We start from the raw sequence: 19,231 nt of genomic DNA on the forward strand, positions 1-19,231 counted from the left end.
CAGAGGCCCGATCCCCGTGCGTAGTCGCGAACAGGAACAGCGGCAGCCAGGCGATGATCGCGCCCACGCCCTCCGCGCCGAACACCGAGGCGCACCCCAGCCATGCGGGAAGACTGCCGTCAGGATGCCGTAAGCAGCACTTCGCCTCCGGCGTCACCTTCGCCGTCGCGGCCGGCAACGAGTCCACCGACGCCGGTCAGGGCTCCCCGGCGCGCGTCAAGGAAGCCATCACCGTGGCCTCCTCGACCAAGGACGACGCGCAGTCGGAGTTCTCCAACTTCGGACAGATCGTCGACATCTACGCCCCGGGCTCGGACATCACCTCGGCGTGGAACGACAGCGACGAGGGTACGAAGACCATCTCCGGCACCTCCATGGCGACGCCGCACGTCGTCGGCGCCGCGGCGGTCTACCTCGGCGCCCACCAGGACGCCACCCCGGAGCAGGTGACCACGGCGCTGACCGGCGGCGCCACGGCCGACAAGATCACAAATCCCAGCGAGGGAACGCCCAACAAGCTGCTGAAGGTCGTCGAGTAACCGACGCTCTCCATCGCTGAGCCGGCGGTCGCCGTGCCCTCCCCCACGGGGTGCGGCGGCCGTCCTATGGTGTGCCCATGACCACGAGGTATGCGGCACTCCTGCGCGGAATCAACGTGGGCGGGCACAAGAAGGTGCCGATGGCCGACCTCCGCGAACTGCTCACGGAACTGGGCCACAGCGACGTCGCCACATATCTGCAGAGCGGCAACGCCGTCTTGACCAGCGACTCGGACGACGAGAAGGCCATCCGTGCCGCGCTGGAACGGGCCATCGAGAAGCGCTTCGGCTTCGGCGTCGACTGCCTGGTGCGCAGCGGTCCGTATCTGAATGCGGTGGCCGAGGCGTGCCCCTTTCCCGCCGCATCGCTGGAGGGCAAGCAACTGCACGTCATCTATTTCTCGGAGCCGGTCGGCCCCCAGCGGCTCGCGTCGATCGACGCGGCGGCGTATCTGCCGGAGGAGTTCCGGCTCGGTGACCGGGCGCTGTATCTGTACGCGCCGGACGGGCTCGGCCGCTCCAAACTTGCCGCAGCGCTCGGAAAGCCGAGCCTGTTCAGGGGCACCGTCGCCACCAGCCGCAACTGGAACACCGTCGTCAAACTCGTGGAGCTGACGCGTGGCTGACCCTACGGAAGCAGTCAACGCCGCCATGGAAGGGGAACTCCGCCTCCTCGACCCGGCAGGGGGATCCTCGCCGGAGCGGCTCGCGGAACTGCTTCATCCGGACTACCAGGAGTTCGGCACATCGGGCCGGCTCTGGGCCGGGACTCGATCATCGCCGCCCTCACGGCGCGGGACGCGCCCACGCCGCGGCCGGTCACCACCACGCGGAAGCAGGGCGTGCAGCTCGCCCCCCGACGTGGTGCATCTGACCTTCGACACCGAATCGGGCACGCACCGCGCTCACGCAGTTCGCTGTGGCGGCTGACCGGCGACGGCTGGCTGCTCTACTTTCACCAGGGCACGCCGTTCAGTGACGACCGGAGTGCCGGCGACGCCGGCTGACGGCCGATCACCGACGGCCGATCACCGACGGCCGATCACCGACGGCCGATCACCGACGGCCGATCACCGACGGCCGATCACCGACGGCCGATCACCGAAGGGCGGCGAGATCCTGCTCCGAGAGCCGGATCGCGGCCGCGTCCAAGTTCTCCTCCAGATGCGCGAGCGAGCCGGTCCCCGGCGTCGGGCACAGCACCGGGGAACGGTGCAGCAGCCAGGCCAGCGCGATCTGCCCCCTGCTCGCGCCATGCCGAGCGGCGACCGCGTCGAGCGCCGCCGCGGCCTCGCCCGCCAGCGCCCCGTTGGCGAGCGGAAACCACGGCAGGAACGCCAGGCCGTGCGCTTCGCACACCTCAAGCACCGCCTCCGACTCGCGGTCGATCAGATTGAAGCGGTTCTGCACCGAGGCGATCGAGTCGGTCTCGGCAAGGCGCAGCGCCTCCTTCAGCTGCTCGACGGTCACGGTGTCCAGACCGATGTGCCGGATCTTGCCCTCGCGCCTCAACTCGCCCAGCGCACCAAGCTGTTCGGCAAGCGGTACCTCGGGATCCAGCCGGTGCAGCTGATACAGACCGATCGTCTCCGTACGCAGCCGACGCAGACTCGCCTCGCACATCGCGCGCAGCTGCTCGGGCCGCCCCGCGATGTGCCAGGCGCTGTCGCTCGTACGCACCACCCCGCCTTTCGTCGCGACGACCAGGTCCGCGGGGTACGGGTGCAGCGCCTCGGCGACGAGCTCCTCCGCGAGACCCGGGCCGTAGTTGTCGGCGGTGTCGATGAGCGTGACACCCCGCTCGGCCGCCCGCCGCAGCACGGCGACGGCGTCCGCACGCTCGCCGCGCGGCCCCCAGTAGCCGGGACCGGTCAGCTGGGCAGTTCCGTAACCGAGTCTTCGCAGTGCCGGCTCCCCGCCGAGCCGGAGATTGTCCGCGATCATGGCTGGACGGTATCCGACTGTGCGAGTCTCGTACGCGGACCCCCCGGCCGGCCGTCGCGTTTGTTCAAGACCCGGCCCCGCGCCCGTCCCTAGGGTGCCGGGCATGGATATGGACAGCGTGTACCCCTGCCTGACCGAGTGCGCGAGCGAAGCCGCCCGCATTGCCCGTGGCGTCAGTGCCGACCAGCTCTCCGCGCCGACGCCCTGCAAGGAGTGGGACGTCCGCGGACTCGTCAGCCATCTCCTCCTGTACACCTCCCACGGCCTCGAACACCGCGCGCTGCGCAAGCAACTCCCCGACGAGCTCACCAGTCGCGACTTCACCGCCGACGCCGACTGGGCCGAGCAGTACGCGGCCCAGCTGGACCGTGCCGTCGCCGCCTGGTCCGACCCGGCCGTCTGGGAGGGCGAGGTGGACCTGGGCTTCACCTCGATGCCCGCACCCGAGATCGCCTCGCTGATCACCAAGGAACTGGCCGTCCACGGTTGGGATCTGGCCCGCGCGACCGGGCAGCAGTACCGGGTCTCCCACGACGCAACGGCGCTGGTCCTGACCGTCGTCGAGGAGCACGCCGAGGTCTACCGCCAGTACGGCGGCTTCACCGATCCCGTACCGCTGCCGGACTCGGCCCCTGCCTTCGAGCGCGCCTTGGCCGGCTCCGGCCGCGACCCGCGCTGGAGGGCCTAGGCCACGCTCAGCCCGCCGCCGCGACCCGCTCCTCGATCCGCGCCTCGTCGAGGCGCCGCAGCAGCAGTCGCGCCAACTCCGGTGCCGCGCCGAGGACATCAGCGATGACGTCCGCCTCGCGCGCCCCAGCGGCGATACGGTCCGGGAGGCGGCCGGGAGCGATGACGTACGGAGCCACCGCCACCCGGCACACGCCCTCGGCCCGCAGTTCCCGCACCGCGTCCTCGGTGCGGGGAAGGGATGCGGAGGCGAACGCAGGCCGCACGGCGCACCAACCGGTGTGCCGCAGCTCCCGCGCAATTTCAGCGATCACTGCGATCGCCTCCGGGTCTGTGGAGCCCGCCGAGGCAAGCACCAGGCCTGTCGAGCGCTTCACGGACGGGTCGAGCCCCGCCTCGTACAGCCGTCGCTCCAGGGCGGACAGCAGCAGCGGCGACGGGCCGAGGACCTCGGCCTGGCGGATCCGCAGGCGCGGCAGACGCGCCTGCGCCTCGTGCAGTACGGCGGGGATGTCGGCCTTGGCGTGGAAGGCGCGGGTCAGCAGCAGCGGCAGCGCGACCACATCCTCGACGCCCTCGGCGGCCAGCCGCTCCAGCACCCGCGGTACGGCAGGGGCGTTGAAGTCCAGGAAGCCCGTCTCCACGCGCAGCCCCGGCCGCAGCGACCTGGCGCGCTCCACCAGGGCGTGCACGGTCGCCGCATGCCGCGGGTCGCGGCTGCCGTGGGCGATGACGAGGAGGACAGGGCTGCGCATGACGGTGCTCAGTTCCTGACGAGGAGACCGCGGGTGCGCAGCATCCACCGCTCCATCGGGCTGAAGATCAGCAGGTCGATGGCGATGCCGACGATCAGGATGAGGATGATGGCGAGGAGTACGCCGGGCATGTCGGCGTTGTTGCGCCCGTTCTCCAGCAACTGGCCGAGCCCCAGGCCCAGATCGGGCGAGGACGCGATGATCTCGGCGGCCATCAGTGAGCGCCAGGAGAACGCCCAGCCCTGCTTGAGGCCCGCCAGATAGCCGGGCAGCGCGGCCGGCATGACCACGTGCCAGATGCCCCGGAACCCGGTGGCGCCCAGGGTCCGGCCCGCCCGCAGGAACAGCGGCGGCACCTGGTCCACTCCGGAGACCAGCCCGTTGGCGATCGAGGGGACCGCGCCGAGCAGGATCACCGCGTACATCATCTTGTCGTTGAGGCCGAGCCAGAGCACCGCCGGAGCCACCCAGGCGACCGAGGGCAGCGACTGGAGGCCGGAGAGGATCGGTCCGATCGCCGCACGGACGAACTTCACCCGGGCGACGAGCAGTCCGAGCGGGGTGCCGATGGCGAGTGCCAGCAGAAAGCCGAACAGGCCACGCGAGACGCTGGTCCAGACGACGTCGAGCAGAGTGCCCTGAGCCCACTGCTCGGCCAGGCTGTCCCACACCGCGGACGGGGCGGGCAGCTTGTAGTCCTCGGTGACCTTCGCCCAGACCAGCACCTGCCAGACGACGAGCACGAGGGCCACGGCCAGGATGGGCGGCAGGACCTTCTGCACCAGCACCTGGCGCACCGGGGTGCGACTGACCTGTACGGCGTCCAGGGCGTCCAGGCCGGCTTCGAGGCCGGCGAGGTCATCGGCCTTCGTGGCTGCCTTTGCGACGTTGTCGCGAACCTCAGTGCTGGCCATGGCGGCGGATCTCCCCACGCAGTTGTTCAGTGATCTCGACGGACAGCTCCGCGACGTCGGCGTCCTCAATACGGCGCGGCTGCGGGATGTCCACGGTCCACTCGTGCGCGATCCGGCCCGGCCTGGAGGACAGCAGCACCACACGCTCGGCGAGCCGCACGGCCTCGCGGACGTTGTGGGTGACGAACAGGACCGAGACGTTCGTCTCGCGCCAGATCCGCGTCAGCTCTTCGTGCAGGACGTCCCGGGTGATGGCGTCGAGCGCGGCGAACGGCTCGTCCATCAGCAGCAGGTTGCTGTCCTGAGCCAGCGCACGGGCCAGCGCCACGCGCTGGCGCATGCCGCCGGAGAGCTCGTGCACCCGCTTGCCGTACGCGCCCTGGAGCCGTACCAGCTCAAGGAGGCGCTCCGCCTCCGCGCGCCGCTCGGACTTGGCGACGCCGCGCAGCCGCAGCGCCAGTTCGATGTTCTTGCCCGCGGTCAGCCACGGGAAGAGGGCGTGCTCCTGGAACATCAGGGAGGGCCGCCCGCCCGGGGTCTCGATGGACCCCGCGGTCGGGCGGTCAAGCCCCGCGACCAGGTTGAGCAAGGTCGACTTACCGCACCCCGATGCCCCCAGGAGGGTGACGAACTCGCCCGGCGCGACATCAAGGGTGATGTCGTCCAGCACAAGCTGCCGCCCGGACGGACCGCTGAAGGACTTCGAGACATGCTCGATTCGGGCGGCGTGCGTCACCGCTGCACGGTCGTCGGCCTGGGCCTTGTCCTTGGTGAGGGTGGTAGCCATGGTCGTCACCTCCTGGGAACGTGGGCGGGTGGACTACTTGACGCCGAGACCGGCGTCGGCGACCTCGGGCTGCCCTGCGGCCTTGAGCACCTTGTTGAGGAGCGTCAGGTCGTAGATCCCATTCAGGTCGGGCTTCTGCAGCAGACCGGACGCGACCGAGTGCTGCGCCTGCGCGTTCAGCGTGGCGGCCAGCGGGTCATTGGTGATCTGGATGCTCGGCCAGGCCAGGTCGATGACCTCGGCGGGCAGCTCCTTGCCGGTCTCTTCCTTGAGGGCGGCGTTGGCCGAGGCCTTCGCCTCGTCCGGGTTGGCGTTGATCCACTCGTTGGTCTTCACGGTGCCGCGCAGGACGGCCTCGACGACGTCCGGGTGCTCCTTGAGGAAGCTCTGCTTCACGATGATGTTCGTGATCACGAACATCTTGTCGGGCCACAGGGTGGACTCGTCGAGCAGAACCTTCGCGCCCTCGGAGACCAGCTTGGACGCGGTCGGCTCCGGCACCCAGGCGCCGTCGATGGCGCCGGACTTGTAGGCGTCCGGGGTCACCTTGTTGTCCGTGCGAACGACGGAGACGTCGCCCTTGCCGCTCTGGGCGTCGACCTTCCAGCCCTTCTCGGAGATCCAGTTGAGGAAGGCGACATCCTGGGTGTTGCCGAGCTGCGGGGTGGCGATCTTCTTGCCCTTGACGTCGTCCAGGGTCTTGATCTTGTCCGGGTTGACGACGAGCTTCACACCACCCGATGCGGAGCCGGAGATGATCCGCAGGTTCTGGCCCTTGGCCTTCGTGTAGCCGTTGATGGCGGGGGAGGGGCCGATGAAGCCGATGTCGATGCTGCCCCCATTGAGCGCCTCGATCTCGGAGGGACCGGCGTTGAACGCCTGGGGGGCCACCTTGGTACCGCCCAGCTCCTTCGCGATGAGGCCTTCCTGGAGGCCCACCAGAGCGGTGGCGTGCGTGAGGTTCGGGAAGTAGCCGATCTTCACGGTGTCGGCGGAGAGCTTCTTACCGCCGGCGGCGACGTTGGCCTTCGTGCCGTTGTCCTTCTTGGCCGCGGAGCCGTAGCCGCAAGAGGCGAGCGCGCCGATCAGCAGCGGCAGGGCGGCGGCCGCGGCGAGGCTGCGGCGCAGGGTGGTACGGGTGGGAGGCACGGGAGGGTTTCCTCTCGGAGGCCCGGTTCTTACGTCACTTCGGACGCGGCCGGGAAGTCGGCAGGTCTTCGTTTGTGCAGGGTGCGGGGGGCGCGGGCGCGCAGGCAGTGCGCGTACGTCATCGCCCACATCGCGCCACCCCGCCGGTTCCCGCGCCGAGGGCGCCGCTGCCGACGCGGCCGCCCTCCTTCGCGAACGTCGCGTAGTAGTCGATGGTCATCAGAAGTCCCACCCGTCCTGACCGGCGTCGGTCGCCTGTACGGCCTCGGCGGTCGCGGTGAACGAGTCGCCCGCCATGCCGGCCGCGAGCGTGGTGCCGTCCGCGGGGTCGATCAGCAGGAAGGACCCGGTGCGGCGGGAGTCGGCGTACGAGTCGAGCGCGAGCGGCTCGGCGGTACGGATCTTGACCCGGCCGATGTCATTGGCGACCAGCTGCCCGGGGTTCGGGTGCTGGGACAGGTCGTCGAGGGTCAGCCGGGACGGGATCTCCTTGACGATCGCCTTGACCGTGCGGGTGGTGTGCTTGAGCAGCACCCGCTGGCCGACGGCGAGCGGCTGGTCGGCGACATGGCAGACGGTCGCCTCGACGTCCTGCGTGGTCGCGGGCGCGTCGCCGCTCGGCACGATCAGGTCGCCCCGCGAGATGTCGATGTCGTCCTCGAGCAGGAGGGTGACGGACTGCGGGGTCCAGGCGATGTCCACCGACTCGCCGAGCAGGTCGATCCCGGCGATCTTCGACGTGTGGCCCGCCGGCAGGACGGTCACCTGCTCGCCGACCCGGAACGTGCCCGCGGCGATCTGGCCCGCGTAGCCCCGGTAGTCGGGGTGCTCGGCGGTCTGCGGACGGATCACGTACTGCACCGGCAGCCGGGCGTGACAGCTCGTCAGATCGTGGCTGACCGGGACCGTCTCCAGGTGCTCCAGCACGGTCGGGCCGCCGTACCAGTCCATGTTCGCGGACGGCTCCACCACATTGTCACCGGCCAGCGCCGAGATCGGGATCGCGGTGATCTCAGGGACGCCCAGGGAGGCGGCGTACGCGGTGAACTCCTCGGCGATCGCGGCGAAGACGGGCTCGGCGTAGCCGACGAGGTCCATCTTGTTGACGGCGAGGACGACATGAGGGACGCGCAGCAGAGCGGCGACCGCGGCATGGCGGCGGGTCTGCTCGACCACGCCGTTACGGGCGTCGACCAGCACGACGGCCAGCTCGGCCGTGGACGCGCCGGTCACCATGTTGCGGGTGTACTGCACATGGCCCGGGGTGTCGGCGAGGATGAACCGCCTGCGCGGGGTGGCGAAGTAGCGGTACGCGACATCGATGGTGATGCCCTGCTCCCGCTCGGCCCGCAGACCGTCGGTGAGCAGCGCCAGGTCCGGGGCCTCCTGGCCACGCGAGCGGGAGGCGTGCTCGACGGCCTCCAACTGGTCGGTGAGGACCGACTTGGAGTCGTGCAGCAGCCGCCCGACGAGGGTGGACTTGCCGTCGTCGACGGACCCGGCAGTGGCGAAACGCAGCAGGGTGGTGGCTGAGATCCCGGCGAGTTGCTCGGTCGAGGTGGTCATGGCTAGAAGTACCCTTCGCGCTTGCGGTCTTCCATCGCGGCCTCGGACATCTTGTCGTCGGCGCGGGTCGCGCCCCGCTCGGTGAGCCGGGATGCGGCGATCTCGGTGATCACGGCGTCCAGCGTGGTGGCGTCGGAGTCGACGGCGCCGGTGCAGGACATGTCGCCGACGGTGCGGTAGCGCACCAGCCGCGTCTCGACGCTCTCGGACTCCTTCGGGCCGCCCCACTCACCGGCGGTCAGCCACATGCCGGAGCGCTGGAAGACCTCACGCTCGTGCGCGAAGTAGATCTCGGGCAGCTCGATCTTCTCGAGCTTGATGTACTGCCAGACGTCCAGTTCGGTCCAGTTGGACAGCGGGAAGACACGCACATGCTCGCCGGGCGCGTGGCGGCCGTTGTAGAGCTGCCACAGCTCGGGTCGCTGCCGGCGCGGGTCCCACTGTGAGAACTCGTCCCGCAGCGAGAACACCCGCTCCTTGGCGCGGGCTTTCTCCTCGTCCCGGCGGCCACCGCCGAACACCGCGTCGAAACGGTGCTCCTGGATGGCCTCGGTCAGCGGCACGGTCTGCAGCGGGTTACGCGTCCCGTCGGGGCGATCGCGGAGCACCCCACGGTCGATGTAGTCCTGTACGGAGGCGACATGCAGGCGCAGCCCGTGCTCGGCGACGGTGCGGTCGCGGTACTCGAGGACCTCGGGGAAGTTGTGCCCGGTGTCCACGTGCAGCAGCGTGAAGGGGACCGCGGCCGGCGCGAACGCCTTCAGCGCCAGATGCAGCATGACGATCGAGTCCTTGCCGCCCGAGAAGAGGATCACCGGCCGCTCGAACTCGCCCGCCACCTCGCGGAAGATGTGCACCGCCTCGGACTCCAGCGCGTCCAGGTGCGACAGGGCGTACGGGCTGTCAGTGCCCTCGTGAACAGTGGCGGCGGTCGTCATGCCAGGCCCCTCTCGGTGAGCAGCGCGTGAAGTGCCGCCGCGGACTCCTGCACGGTCTGGGTGTGCGACTCGATCCGCAGATCCGGACTCTGCGGCTCCTCGTACGGGTCGTCGACGCCGGTGAGACCACTGATCTCGCCGGCCGCCTGCTTGGCGTACAGACCCTTCACATCGCGTACGGAGCACACCTCCACCGGAGTGGCGACATGCACCTCCAGATACGCGGTGCCCTCGGCCTGGTGGCGCTTGCGGACGGACTCGCGGCTGTCCTCGTACGGAGCGATCACCGGCACCAGCGCCTTGATGCCGTTGGACGCGAGGAGTTCGGCGACGAAACCGATCCGCTGGACGTTGGTGTGACGGTCCTCGCGAGTGAAGCCGAGGCCGGCCGAGAGGAATTCGCGGATCTCGTCGCCGTCGAGCACCTCCGTCCGGTGGCCGTCGGCGCGCAGCCGGTCGGCCAGCTCGTAGGCGATGGTGGTCTTGCCCGCGCTCGGCAGACCGGTGAGCCAGATGGTGGCCCCAGTCACGTGCTTCTCCCGCTGCTTCTCGTCGTTGTTCATCAGCCGTGCAGCCCGCATTCGGTCTTTCCCCGGCCGGCCCAGCGGCCGGCGCGCGCGTCCTCGCCCTCCAGCACCCGGCGGGTGCAGGGCGCGCAGCCAACGGAGGCGTAACCGTCCATCAGCAGCGGGTTGGTGAGGACGCCGTGCTCGGCGACGTACGCGTCCACGTCGTCCTGTGTCCAGCGGGCGATCGGCGAGATCTTGACCTTCTGCCGCTTCTCGTCCCAGCCGACGACCGGAGTGTTCGCCCGGGTCGGGGACTCGTCGCGGCGCAGGCCCGTCGCCCACGCGTCGTACTCGGTCAGGCCCTCTTCGAGTGGTTTGACCTTGCGCAGCGCGCAGCACAGGTCGGGGTCGCGGTCGTGCAGCCTGGGGCCGTACTCGGCGTCCTGCTCGGCCACGGTCTGCCGCGGGGTGAGCGTGATGACGTTGACGTCCATCACCGCGTCCACGGCGTCCCGGGTCCCGATCGTCTCGGGGAAGTGGTAGCCCGTGTCGAGGAAGACGACGTCAACGCCCGGGAAGGCACGGGAGGCGAGGTGGGCCACCACCGCGTCCTCCATCGAGGACGTGACGCAGAAGCGCGGCCCGAAGGTGTCGGCCGCCCACTTCAGAATGTCCAGCGCGGAGGCCTCTTCGAGGTCCCGCCCGGCCTGCTCCGCGAGATCTTTGAGATTGGTCTGAACCGTCGTCATATCTCGTCCCCTCCACCGTTGGTGCGCCGAAACCCACTGGCCAGCAGCCCGAGGAACTTCAACTGGAAGGCCCGATTGCATGCCGCGCATTCCCACGCGCCGTGGCCCTGCTCGTTCGGACGCAGGTCCTCGTCGCCGCAGTACGGGCAGTAGAAGGGGGCAGCCCTCTCACTCATGACAGCGCCTCCTCGGACGCGCGCGCTGCCCAGGTCGCGAAGCGCTCGCCGTCCTCGCGCTCCTCCTGGAAGCGCCGCAGAACGCGCTCGACGTAGTCCGGGAGCTCGTCCGAGGTGACCTTCAGGCCGCGCACCTTGCGGCCGAACCCGGCCTCCAGGCCGAGCGCGCCGCCCAGGTGTACCTGGAAGCCCTCGACCTGGTTGCCCGCGGCGTCGCGGACCAACTGGCCCTTGAGACCGATGTCCGCGACCTGGATACGGGCGCAGGCGTTCGGGCAGCCGTTGATGTTGATGGTGATCGGCTCGTCGAACTCGGGCATGCGGCTTTCGAGTTCGTCGATCAGCGAGGAACCGCGGGCCTTGGTCTCGACGAATGCCAGCTTGCAGAACTGGATGCCGGTGCAGGACATCGTGCCGCGCCGGAACGGCGACGGGTTGACCCTCAGGTCCAGCGCCTCAAGACCGGCCACCAGCGACTCGACCTGCGACTCCTCGACATCGAGCACGATCATCTTCTGCTCGACCGTAGTGCGCAGCCGGCCCGAGCCGTGCGCGTCCGCCACCTCGGCGATCTTGGTGAGCGTGGCGCCGTCGACCCGGCCGACGCGCGGCGCGAACCCGACGTAGAAAAGTCCGTCCTTCTGCCGGTGCACACCGATGTGGTCGCGCCACTGCTGTACGGGCTGCGTCGGGGCGGGCCCGTCGATCAGCTTGCGCTTGAGGTACTCGTCCTCGAGGATCTGGCGGAACTTCTCCACGCCCCAGTCGGCGACCAGGAACTTCAGGCGGGCGCGGGTGCGCAGCCTGCGGTAGCCGTAGTCGCGGAAGATCGAGATGACGCCCTCGTAGACGTCCGGGACCTCGTCCAGCGGGACCCAGGCGCCGAGCCGCTGGCCGATCTTGGGGTTGGTGGAGAGGCCGCCGCCGACCCACACGTCGAAGCCGGGGCCGTGCTCGGGGTGGTTCACGCCGACGAAGGAGATGTCGTTGATCTCGTGCGCCACGTCGAGCAGCGGCGAACCGGAGAGCGCCGACTTGAACTTGCGCGGCAGGTTCGAGAAGTCCTTGTTGCCGATGATCCGACGGTGGATCTCGTCGATGGCGGGAGTGCCGTCGATGATCTCGTCGGCGGCGATACCGGCGACCGGCGAGCCGAGGATCACACGCGGGGTGTCGCCGCAGGCCTCGGTCGTGGACAGGCCGACGGCCTCAAGACGGTTCCAGATCTCCGGGACGTCCTCGATGCGGATCCAGTGGAGCTGGATGTTCTGCCGGTCCGTGATGTCGGCGGTGCCGCGCGCGAACTCCTGGGAGATCTCGCCGATGACGCGCAGCTGTTCCGTGGTCAGCCGACCGCCGTCGATGCGGACGCGCAGCATGAAGTACTTGTCGTCAAGCTCCTCCGGCTCGAGGATGCCGGTCTTGCTGCCGTCGAGCCCGGGCTTGCGCTGGGTGTAGAGCCCCCACCAGCGCATCCGGCCGCGCAGGTCGGCGCCGTCGATCGAGTCGAAGCCGCGGTGGGCGTAGATCGTCTCAATGCGTGTCCGCACATTGAGACCGTCGTCGTCCTTCTTGGTCTGCTCGTTGGCGTTCAGCGGGGTCAGATGGCCAGCGGCCCACTGGCCTTCGCCGCGGTGGCGTCCGGCCTTGCGGCGGGGCTCGGCGGGGGCGGGCTTTTCAGGGGTGGCGGCCATGGCGATATGTCCTTCGAGACTGCAGGAGGGCGGCTCTGAGCTGCACACTCGCGCGGGGGCGCGGCAGTGCGCAGGAGGTTCTAAGGGGTGCGGAATGCTCGGCTGTGCTGGTCTTTCAGCAGACCGGACACATGGCGCTGGACATGCGGCCGAGGTCGACGTGCCGCCGACTCACCAAGGCAATTCCAGCTCGAGACATGACGGAAGCGTGGCACGGCGATCCGACGACAGTCCACCGATGTCCAGGATGTGGACAACACCGTCCCGCATCGCGAGACGGTGTGTTGCCCGTCACTCAGCTGTGAGTGCCGGGCCAGGGACCGGGGGTGGCCGTTTCGGGCTCCTCGCCGACCGAGGTGTCGAAGAGAGCGAAGCCACGCCGCAGATAGTTGTCCATGGCGTGCGGGCCGTCCTTGGAGCAGGTGTGCAGCCAGACCCGCTTCGTCGGAGTCAGCCTCGGCCACCGCTCCGCCAGGTCCCAGGCCCTGGCGACCGCGTACGACAGGAGATGGCCACCGATCCGCCGGCCCCGGAACGACGGGATCAGGCCGAAGTAGACGATCTCGACCGAGCCGCCGTCCTGCGCCTGAAGCTCCGCATAGCCGGCCGGGGTGCCCTTCTCGTACGCCACCCAGGTCTCGGTCCCCGGCCTGGCGAGCAGCTCCTCCCACTGTGCGTACGTCATGCCGAGCCGGTCGTTCCATTGGACGTCACCGCCGACAGCCGTGTACAGAAAGCGGCTGAACTCCGGGGACGGCACCTCGGCGTGGACGATCCGCACATCCCCTTCGGGCGTGGCGGCCGGCCGCAGATCCGCGGGCGAGGTCTGTTCCAGGGACCAGGTGGTCACGGTGATGCTCATGCCCGCCAGGGAATCACGACGCCCTGATGAGGCCAAAGTCGCGTCCGCGGATCATTGGGGATCGCGGTGGGCGCCGCGCACGGCCGGGGCCGTGGAGTGCGGCAGCAGCTCGGCCGACTGCTCCGGCCGCACCAGCTCCACCTCGATGTCCTCGGCGAAGCGGTACGGGCGGTGTGCGAGAACCGGCGCCAGATGCCGCCGCAGCCGCGACATCTCGGCCCGTACCGTCCCCGTCCGCGTGCCGTCCCCGAAGATGTCCTGCGCCAGCTGCGCGGCGCTGCGCCCGTCCCGGTGCAGCGCCAGTACATACAGCAGCTCGGCGTGGCGCGGGCTGAGCTCCTGCACCCAGCTGCCCGCATCGCCCGAGACGGTGACCGAGGGCCGCCGGGGTCTGCTCAGATCCACCACCACGCGGGCCGGCGGCGCCGCGGAACGCTCCTCGTTCACCCGCACCAGCCAGCCGCCGGGCAGCGGATCGACCGTGCACATGCCGAGCGAGGGAAGCCAGAGCCGGCTGCCGTCGATGGACTTCGGAAGCGGTAGCCGGCCGGTCTGTGGCATGCCGGTGACCGCGGCGGGCCAGCCGTTCACGTCCACGGCCAGTGCCCGGCCGGCCAGCCTCGCGAGCAGCGGGGCCGCCACACCGCGCAGCCGGTCCAGCGCCGCGAAATGCCGGTTGCGCAGCTCGGCCTCGGCGAGCCGGGTGACCGAGGTGACCAGCGAGAGGGTCGCCGGATGCATGGTGTTCAGCGGTCCGCTGATGTCGACGACACCGATCAGCCTGCCGTCGCGCGGATCGGTGACCGGTGCTCCCGCGCAGGTCCAGCCGTGGTGGGCGGAGACGAAGTGCTCGGCGGAGTGCACCTGGACCGGCCGCCGGGAGACAAGGGGGGTGCCGATGCCGTTGGTGCCGACGAGACCCTCGTTCCAGTCGGCGCCCAGTACGAAGCCGTGCGAGTCGCCCTTGCGCAGCACGGTCGCCTTGCCCTCGCGCCAGAGCAGCTTTCCCTCGGCGTCCGCGACGACCATGATGTGCTGCGCCGCGTCGGCGATCGACACCAGACCGTCCCGCAGGACGGGCAGCACCTCCCGCAGCGGCGAGGCGTGCCGACGGCGTTCCAACTCCTCCAGCGGCAGCAGCCCGGCCCTTCGGCCCCGGTCGGGATCCACGCCCCCGCGCAGCATCCGCTGCCAGGACTCTTCGATGTCCGCCCGCGGGCCGACCCGCGTCGGGCGGCCGTTGAGCGTGGCGTCCCGCACTCCCTTCAGCAGCCGGGTGGCCTTCGCGGTGTCCATGGCGGCGAGTCTGGCCATGTCGAGTGATGTCGTGTGCACTGGAGTCCTCCTGGGCGAGGCCGCGTCCGAGTGCGGGGGGCTGGCACAATCGTGCCCCTCTTGACCGAGAGCCGTGGCAAATACGGCGCACAAAGCTGCAACCTTCTGCAACCCTCGCGAATAGGCGTGCGTGTGTACGAAGCTGACGCAGCACCGGTTCGTTCCGGTGGTCCCTCATGCACCGCACCGCTTTGCTGTGGGCGTATGACGGAGCGCGGGGTGGTGCCGTGTCGGCGCAGCACCACCCCGACAATCTTCCCAGGACGCGGCGGACCGCGGCTCGCGCCGCTCCGGCCCGCCGGACCGCGGCTCGCGCCGCTCGACGATCGTGACCCGGCCGAGCGGGTGCGGCCCGAGGCGGTCAGCCGCGGCTCGCGCCCGCTCCGCTTCACGGCCGGCCGTCAGACCACCGCTCGTGCCCGGTCCACGACGGACGCCAGATCCAGCGTGTGCGGCAGCGTGCCGAAGGCCGCGCCCCAGTCCCCGCCAAGCCGCGACGCGCAGAACGCGTCCGCCACCTCCGGCGGCGCCCACCGCACCAGTAGCGACCCCTGAAGCACCAGCGCCATCCGCTCCACCAGCCGGCGCGCCCGCGCCTCGATGCCGTTCAGATCGGCCAGCTCGGTCAGCAGGTCCTTGATCGCCCCGTCCAGCCGGTGGTCCGCGCCCCGCGCCGTGCCGACCTCCTGCAGGAACGCGTTCAGCGCCTGCGGCTCGCTCCCCTTACGCCCTGCGGCGTGGGGGGACCCCCAGAGCGCCCGCAGGACGTCCAGCGCCTGTACGTTGCCCGAGCCCTCCCAGATCGAGTTGAGCGGCGACTCGCGCAGCAGCCGCGGCAGCCCCGACTCCTCGACGTAGCCATTGCCGCCCAGACACTCCAGGGCCTCGGCGACCGTCGGCGTACACCGCTTGGTCACCCAGTACTTGGCCGCGGGCACCGCCAGGCGCAAAAACGCCCGCTCCTCCTCCGTATCGGCGTCGTACGCCGCGGCGAGCCGCAGCGCCAGCGTTGTGGCCGCCTCCGACTCCAGCGCCAGATCGGCCAGCACGTTGCGCATCAGCGGCTTGTCGATCAGCAGCCCGCCGAACGCGCTGCGGTACGCGCTGTGGTGGATCGCCTGCGCCACCGACTGCCGCATCAGCGCGGCCGATCCGACGACGCAGTCGAGCCGGGTCGCCGCCACCATCTCGATGATCGTGCGCACCCCGCGCCCCTCGTCGCCCACCCGGCGCGCCCACGTCCCGTCGAACTCGACCTCGCTCGACGCATTGGACCTGTTGCCCAGCTTGTCCTTGAGCCGCTGGATCCGGAACACGTTCCTCGTTCCGTCCTCCAGCACCCGAGGCACCAGGAAACAGGTCAAGCCCCCGGCCGCCTGGGCGAGTACCAGAAAACCGTCACTCATCGGAGCCGAGCAGAACCACTTGTGACCGGTGAGCACATACTCCCCGTCACCGGCGACCGGCTCGGCCCGCGTCGTATTGGCTCTGACGTCGCTGCCGCCCTGCTTCTCCGTCATCCCCATCCCGAACACCGACCCCGCCTTCAGCGAGGCCGGCCGCAGCCCCTCCTCGTACACCTGCGAGGTCAGCCGCGGCTCCCACTCGGCTGCCAGCGCCGGGTCCGTACGCAGCGCGGGGACGGAGGCGTGCGTCATCGACAGCGGACAGCCGTTCCCGGCCTCGGCCTGCGTCCACACCAGGAACCCGGCCGCGCGCCGCACATGCCCGGCCGGCCGGCCCCAGGCGTTCGTCAGACCCGCGGAGACGCCGTGGCCCAGCAGCCGGTGCCAGGCCGGATGGAACTCGACCTCGTCGATCCGGTTTCCGTACCGGTCGTGCGTCCGCAGTTTCGGCGGATTCTCGTTGGCCTGCACCCCCCACTCCTGGGCCTGCGCGGAGCCCGCGGTGCGGCCGAGCTCTGTGAGCTGTTCGCGTGCCTCGTCGAGGAGCTCCGGAGCGATATGCCGCTCCACGCCCTCGGTGAGCGCCCGGTCGGCGGTGTAGACGTCGTACCCCACCAGGGGCGGAGCCTGGTTGGTCACTGTGTGGGTGGTAGCTGCCATGCCGATACGGTAAGGAGGTGCAGGCAGCAAATGAAACACCCGAGCGGCCATCGGGCCGACTCCACCGGGCCCGAGTCCTCTACCGCAACGTCTCCAAGCGGAAGATGGCATGGCTGCTGCTGAAAGACACGGTCAATTCGTGCATCGAATACCGCATCCTGGGCCTCGCCGCCGAGGCGGCGTTCTTCACGTTGCTGTCCCTGCCGCCGCTGATGCTCGGCCTGATCGGTCTCCTCGGCTATATCGACAACTGGACCAACACCACCACCGTCGCCTCGATCGAGGAGAACATCCTGGGCGCGGTCGGCACGGTGCTGTCCGACCGGGGCGTCAACGAGATCGCCAAGCCCCTGCTGGAGGACGTCACCCACGGCGGCCGTCCCGACGTCATCTCCATCGGCTTCGCGATCGCCCTCTGGTCGGGATCGCGGGCGGTGAACGTCTTCATCGACACCATCACCGTGATGTACGGCCTCGACGGCCAGCGCGGCATCGTCGCCACCCGGCTGCTCGCCTTCCTGCTCTACATCGTGGCCCTGCTGATCGGCGCGGTGGTTCTGCCGCTGGCGGTGGTGGGCCCGGACCGGGTGGTGGAGCTCATCCCATGGGGCACGGAAGTCGTCAGCGTCCTGTACTGGCCGGTGGTCAGCCTGCTCTCGATCGCCTTCCTGACCACGCTCTACCATGTGTCCGTCCCCGTCCGGTCCCCGTGGATCGAGGACGTCCCCGGAGCGCTGGTGGCGCTCGGAATGGGAGTGTTCGGCAGCTTCTTGCTGCGCATCTACCTCACCAGCACGGTTGAGGGCCCCACGATCTACGGCTCCCTCGCCGCCCCCATCGCCGTCCTGCTGTGGATCGGCCTCACCGCCTTCGCGGTCCTGGTGGGCGCGGCGGTCAATGCCGCGATCGACCGCGTCTGGCCGTCGGTGGCCACGGCCGCGGCCCGCGCGGCCAACGAACGCGTCCGCGCCGCCCAGGCGGCGGAGGTCCTGGCCCGGGCGAAGGCGGCCCACGTCTTCGCGGACGAGGACGACGACGAGGACGACGACGAGGACGACGCGGACAACGGGGAGATGCCCTCGGAGTTCCCGGAGCGGTGGTCGCGGTTCCTCCCGCCGGACGATGTGAAGTCCCGGCTGCACAGCACCCGGGAGCCCCGTGAGAAGGAGCACCGCGACAACGGCCGTGACAAGGAGCCCAAGGAGTAGCGGCGGCCTGCGGGGCGGGCGGCGGGGTCCGTGCCGGCGTCCACGCCGGTCAACTGGCGGGACGCGCCCCGGAGTTCGCTCCGGACGCCCTCGTCGCGTTCCGGGCGACCATTCTTGATCAACACCGCGGCGTTCGGGAGGGACTAGCCTCGTTGTCATGTACGAGGAACGGGCGTCGCGACTCGCCGGCGCCGTCGTCTGGACGCGGACCGTGGACCTCCGCGCCGGTGCCAGGTACCCGGTGCTGCCCGACGGCTGCATGGACCTGCTGTGGGCCGATGGCCGCCTCCTCGTGGCGGGACCCGACACCCACGCCCACACCGCCGAGGGTGATCTCACCCTTCTCTACGCGGGAGTGCGCTTCGCGCCCGGGACCGCGCCCGCGCTGCTCGGCGTACCGGCGCACGAGCTGCGCGACCAGCGGGTCGAGCTCGCCGACGTGTGGGGCGCGGCCGAGGCGCGCCGGCTCACGGAGCGGATCGACGAGGCCGCGGACCCGGTGGCGGAGCTGGAGGCCGTGGCGCTGCGCCGCGCGGCCGCGGCCGGCCCGCCCGATCCGCTGCTGAGCGAGGTGGTGCGCCGCCTGGGGGCGGGTGGCACGGTCGCGGGCGCGGCGGACGCCATCGGCCTCGGCGCGCGCCAGCTGCACCGCCGCTCCCTGGACGCCTTTGGCTACGGGCCCAAAACGCTGGCCCGGGTGCTGCGGCTGCAGCGTGCGCTGACCCTCGTACGGGAAGGTGTGCCGTACGCCGGAGCGGCACTCGCCGCGGGCTGCGCCGACCAGGCGCACCTCGCCCGCGAGATGCGCGATCTGGCCGGAATCACCCTGGGGGCCTACGAGGCGTTGGCGAACAGCGAGACGGCACAGCCGTCGGGGTCCAGGACGACCGCGTAACGCTGCCCCCAGACGGCGTCCCAGGGCTTGAGGTGCCCCTGGTAGCCGGCCTCGATCAGCTCGGCGTACACCGAGTCCACCTCGGCGGGGCTGTCACAGACAAAGGCGAGACCGAGACGCTCGCCGCCGCCGGTGGGCCGGGTCCAACCGGGGTCGAAGGAGCGGACGGTCTCCTCGGTGTCCCACAGCACGCGCAGCCCGCTCGACAGCGTCGCCTCGGCGTGGGGCGCGGAGTCGGCTTCGGCGGGGATGTCCAGGCCGAGCCGTCGGTAGAAGGCGAGCGAGGCGGCCATGTAGGCGACGACGAGGCCGATCGCATCGAGTCGTGGAGTCATGACCTCACCGTAGGCGGGGCCCGGGCCCGGGTCTTGAACGAATCGGACGTCTGCTGTTTCGCACGCCGGTCTTTCTCTGGGCGTCATGGTTTCGTAAGGCGGCGCGTGCCGTGGACCGTCCTG

Annotated in this window: 19 protein-coding genes and 3 pseudogenes; 6 read left to right on the plus strand and 16 right to left on the minus strand. The window is 70.3% G+C overall.

What is annotated here, in order from left to right:
- Positions 1-143 precede the first annotated feature (143 nt).
- From ACWDO5_RS07185 to ACWDO5_RS07195, 3 genes and pseudogenes are all read left to right on the plus strand, one after another.
- A pseudogene (locus ACWDO5_RS07185) lies at positions 144-539 on the plus strand (S8 family serine peptidase); the annotation flags it as partial.
- Between the two features lie 77 nt (positions 540-616).
- Entirely contained in the window at positions 617-1,165 is a 549-nt protein-coding gene (locus tag ACWDO5_RS07190; RefSeq protein ID WP_450529136.1) for a DUF1697 domain-containing protein, read from the plus strand.
- Positions 1,158-1,546: pseudogene (locus tag ACWDO5_RS07195) on the plus strand (nuclear transport factor 2 family protein). The gene ACWDO5_RS07190 and the pseudogene ACWDO5_RS07195 overlap by 8 nt, the downstream one beginning before the upstream one ends.
- 91 nt (positions 1,547-1,637) lie before the next feature.
- Here ACWDO5_RS07195 and ACWDO5_RS07200 read toward each other — a convergent pair.
- Entirely contained in the window at positions 1,638-2,483 is an 846-nt protein-coding gene (locus tag ACWDO5_RS07200) for an aldo/keto reductase (RefSeq protein ID WP_450529138.1), read from the minus strand.
- 103 nt (positions 2,484-2,586) lie between these two features.
- On the opposite strand from ACWDO5_RS07200, the gene ACWDO5_RS07205 reads away from it, so the two are divergent.
- Entirely contained in the window at positions 2,587-3,171 is a 585-nt protein-coding gene (locus ACWDO5_RS07205) for a TIGR03086 family metal-binding protein (RefSeq protein ID WP_450529139.1), read from the plus strand.
- A 7-nt stretch (positions 3,172-3,178) separates the two neighbouring features.
- Here ACWDO5_RS07205 and ACWDO5_RS07210 read toward each other — a convergent pair whose 3' ends face one another.
- The 14 genes from ACWDO5_RS07210 to ACWDO5_RS07275 form a co-directional block, all read right to left on the minus strand.
- Positions 3,179-3,925 (minus strand): sirohydrochlorin chelatase, encoded by a 747-nt coding sequence (locus tag ACWDO5_RS07210; protein ID WP_450529140.1) that lies wholly within the window; start codon positions 3,923-3,925, stop codon positions 3,179-3,181.
- 8 nt (positions 3,926-3,933) lie between these two features.
- The gene (locus ACWDO5_RS07215; protein WP_450529142.1) at positions 3,934-4,839 is read right to left on the minus strand and encodes an ABC transporter permease; all 906 of its coding nucleotides are present in this window, start codon (positions 4,837-4,839) and stop codon (positions 3,934-3,936) included.
- Positions 4,826-5,626: an ABC transporter ATP-binding protein gene (locus ACWDO5_RS07220; protein WP_450529144.1), complete on the minus strand. Its 801-nt coding sequence runs from the start codon at positions 5,624-5,626 to the stop codon at positions 4,826-4,828. The genes ACWDO5_RS07215 and ACWDO5_RS07220 overlap by 14 nt, the downstream gene beginning before the upstream one ends.
- A 33-nt stretch (positions 5,627-5,659) precedes the next feature.
- Positions 5,660-6,775: an aliphatic sulfonate ABC transporter substrate-binding protein gene (locus ACWDO5_RS07225; protein WP_450529146.1), complete on the minus strand. Its 1,116-nt coding sequence runs from the start codon at positions 6,773-6,775 to the stop codon at positions 5,660-5,662.
- A gap of 219 nt (positions 6,776-6,994) precedes the next feature.
- Complete coding sequence (locus tag ACWDO5_RS07230; protein ID WP_450529147.1) at positions 6,995-8,341, minus strand: sulfate adenylyltransferase subunit 1; 1,347 nt, start codon at positions 8,339-8,341, stop codon at positions 6,995-6,997.
- 2 nt (positions 8,342-8,343) lie between these two features.
- On the minus strand, positions 8,344-9,279 hold the full coding sequence (gene cysD / locus ACWDO5_RS07235) for a sulfate adenylyltransferase subunit CysD (protein ID WP_450529149.1): 936 nt from the start codon (positions 9,277-9,279) through the stop codon (positions 8,344-8,346).
- The gene (cysC, locus tag ACWDO5_RS07240) at positions 9,276-9,860 is read right to left on the minus strand and encodes an adenylyl-sulfate kinase (RefSeq protein ID WP_450529151.1); all 585 of its coding nucleotides are present in this window, start codon (positions 9,858-9,860) and stop codon (positions 9,276-9,278) included. Before cysC ends, cysD begins: the two co-directional genes overlap by 4 nt.
- The gene (locus ACWDO5_RS07245; protein WP_450529152.1) at positions 9,842-10,537 is read right to left on the minus strand and encodes a phosphoadenylyl-sulfate reductase; all 696 of its coding nucleotides are present in this window, start codon (positions 10,535-10,537) and stop codon (positions 9,842-9,844) included. Before ACWDO5_RS07245 ends, cysC begins: the two co-directional genes overlap by 19 nt.
- Positions 10,534-10,713 carry a hypothetical protein gene (locus ACWDO5_RS07250; RefSeq protein ID WP_450529154.1) on the minus strand — a complete coding sequence of 60 codons (180 nt, stop codon included), beginning with the start codon at positions 10,711-10,713 and terminating at the stop codon, positions 10,534-10,536. Before ACWDO5_RS07250 ends, ACWDO5_RS07245 begins: the two co-directional genes overlap by 4 nt.
- Positions 10,710-12,407, minus strand: coding sequence for a nitrite/sulfite reductase (locus ACWDO5_RS07255; RefSeq protein WP_450529156.1), 1,698 nt, complete (start codon positions 12,405-12,407; stop codon positions 10,710-10,712). The genes ACWDO5_RS07250 and ACWDO5_RS07255 overlap by 4 nt, the downstream gene beginning before the upstream one ends.
- A 115-nt stretch (positions 12,408-12,522) precedes the next feature.
- Complete coding sequence (locus tag ACWDO5_RS07260; RefSeq protein WP_450529215.1) at positions 12,523-12,606, minus strand: putative leader peptide; 84 nt, start codon at positions 12,604-12,606, stop codon at positions 12,523-12,525.
- A gap of 96 nt (positions 12,607-12,702) precedes the next feature.
- Positions 12,703-13,269 carry a GNAT family N-acetyltransferase gene (locus ACWDO5_RS07265; protein WP_450529157.1) on the minus strand — a complete coding sequence of 189 codons (567 nt, stop codon included), beginning with the start codon at positions 13,267-13,269 and terminating at the stop codon, positions 12,703-12,705.
- A gap of 51 nt (positions 13,270-13,320) precedes the next feature.
- Positions 13,321-14,583, minus strand: a complete 1,263-nt coding sequence (locus ACWDO5_RS07270; protein WP_450529217.1) for a GAF domain-containing protein — start codon at positions 14,581-14,583, stop codon at positions 13,321-13,323.
- A 422-nt stretch (positions 14,584-15,005) separates the two neighbouring features.
- Complete coding sequence (locus ACWDO5_RS07275; RefSeq protein ID WP_450529159.1) at positions 15,006-16,670, minus strand: acyl-CoA dehydrogenase family protein; 1,665 nt, start codon at positions 16,668-16,670, stop codon at positions 15,006-15,008.
- A gap of 17 nt (positions 16,671-16,687) precedes the next feature.
- Here ACWDO5_RS07275 and ACWDO5_RS07280 point away from each other — a divergent pair, with 17 nt between their 5' ends.
- Both ACWDO5_RS07280 and ACWDO5_RS07285 read left to right on the plus strand, forming a co-directional pair.
- Positions 16,688-17,878 (plus strand): YihY/virulence factor BrkB family protein, encoded by a 1,191-nt coding sequence (locus tag ACWDO5_RS07280; protein WP_450529161.1) that lies wholly within the window; start codon positions 16,688-16,690, stop codon positions 17,876-17,878.
- A 157-nt stretch (positions 17,879-18,035) separates the two neighbouring features.
- Positions 18,036-18,773, plus strand: a complete 738-nt coding sequence (locus tag ACWDO5_RS07285; RefSeq protein WP_450529162.1) for a DUF6597 domain-containing transcriptional factor — start codon at positions 18,036-18,038, stop codon at positions 18,771-18,773.
- Here ACWDO5_RS07285 and ACWDO5_RS07290 read toward each other — a convergent pair.
- Positions 18,713-19,155, minus strand: a pseudogene (locus ACWDO5_RS07290) (VOC family protein); the annotation flags it as partial. The gene ACWDO5_RS07285 and the pseudogene ACWDO5_RS07290 sit on opposite strands and share 61 nt — an antisense overlap.
- Positions 19,156-19,231: the final 76 nt, after the last annotated feature.

The organism is Streptomyces sp. NPDC000880 (assembly GCF_053599675.1).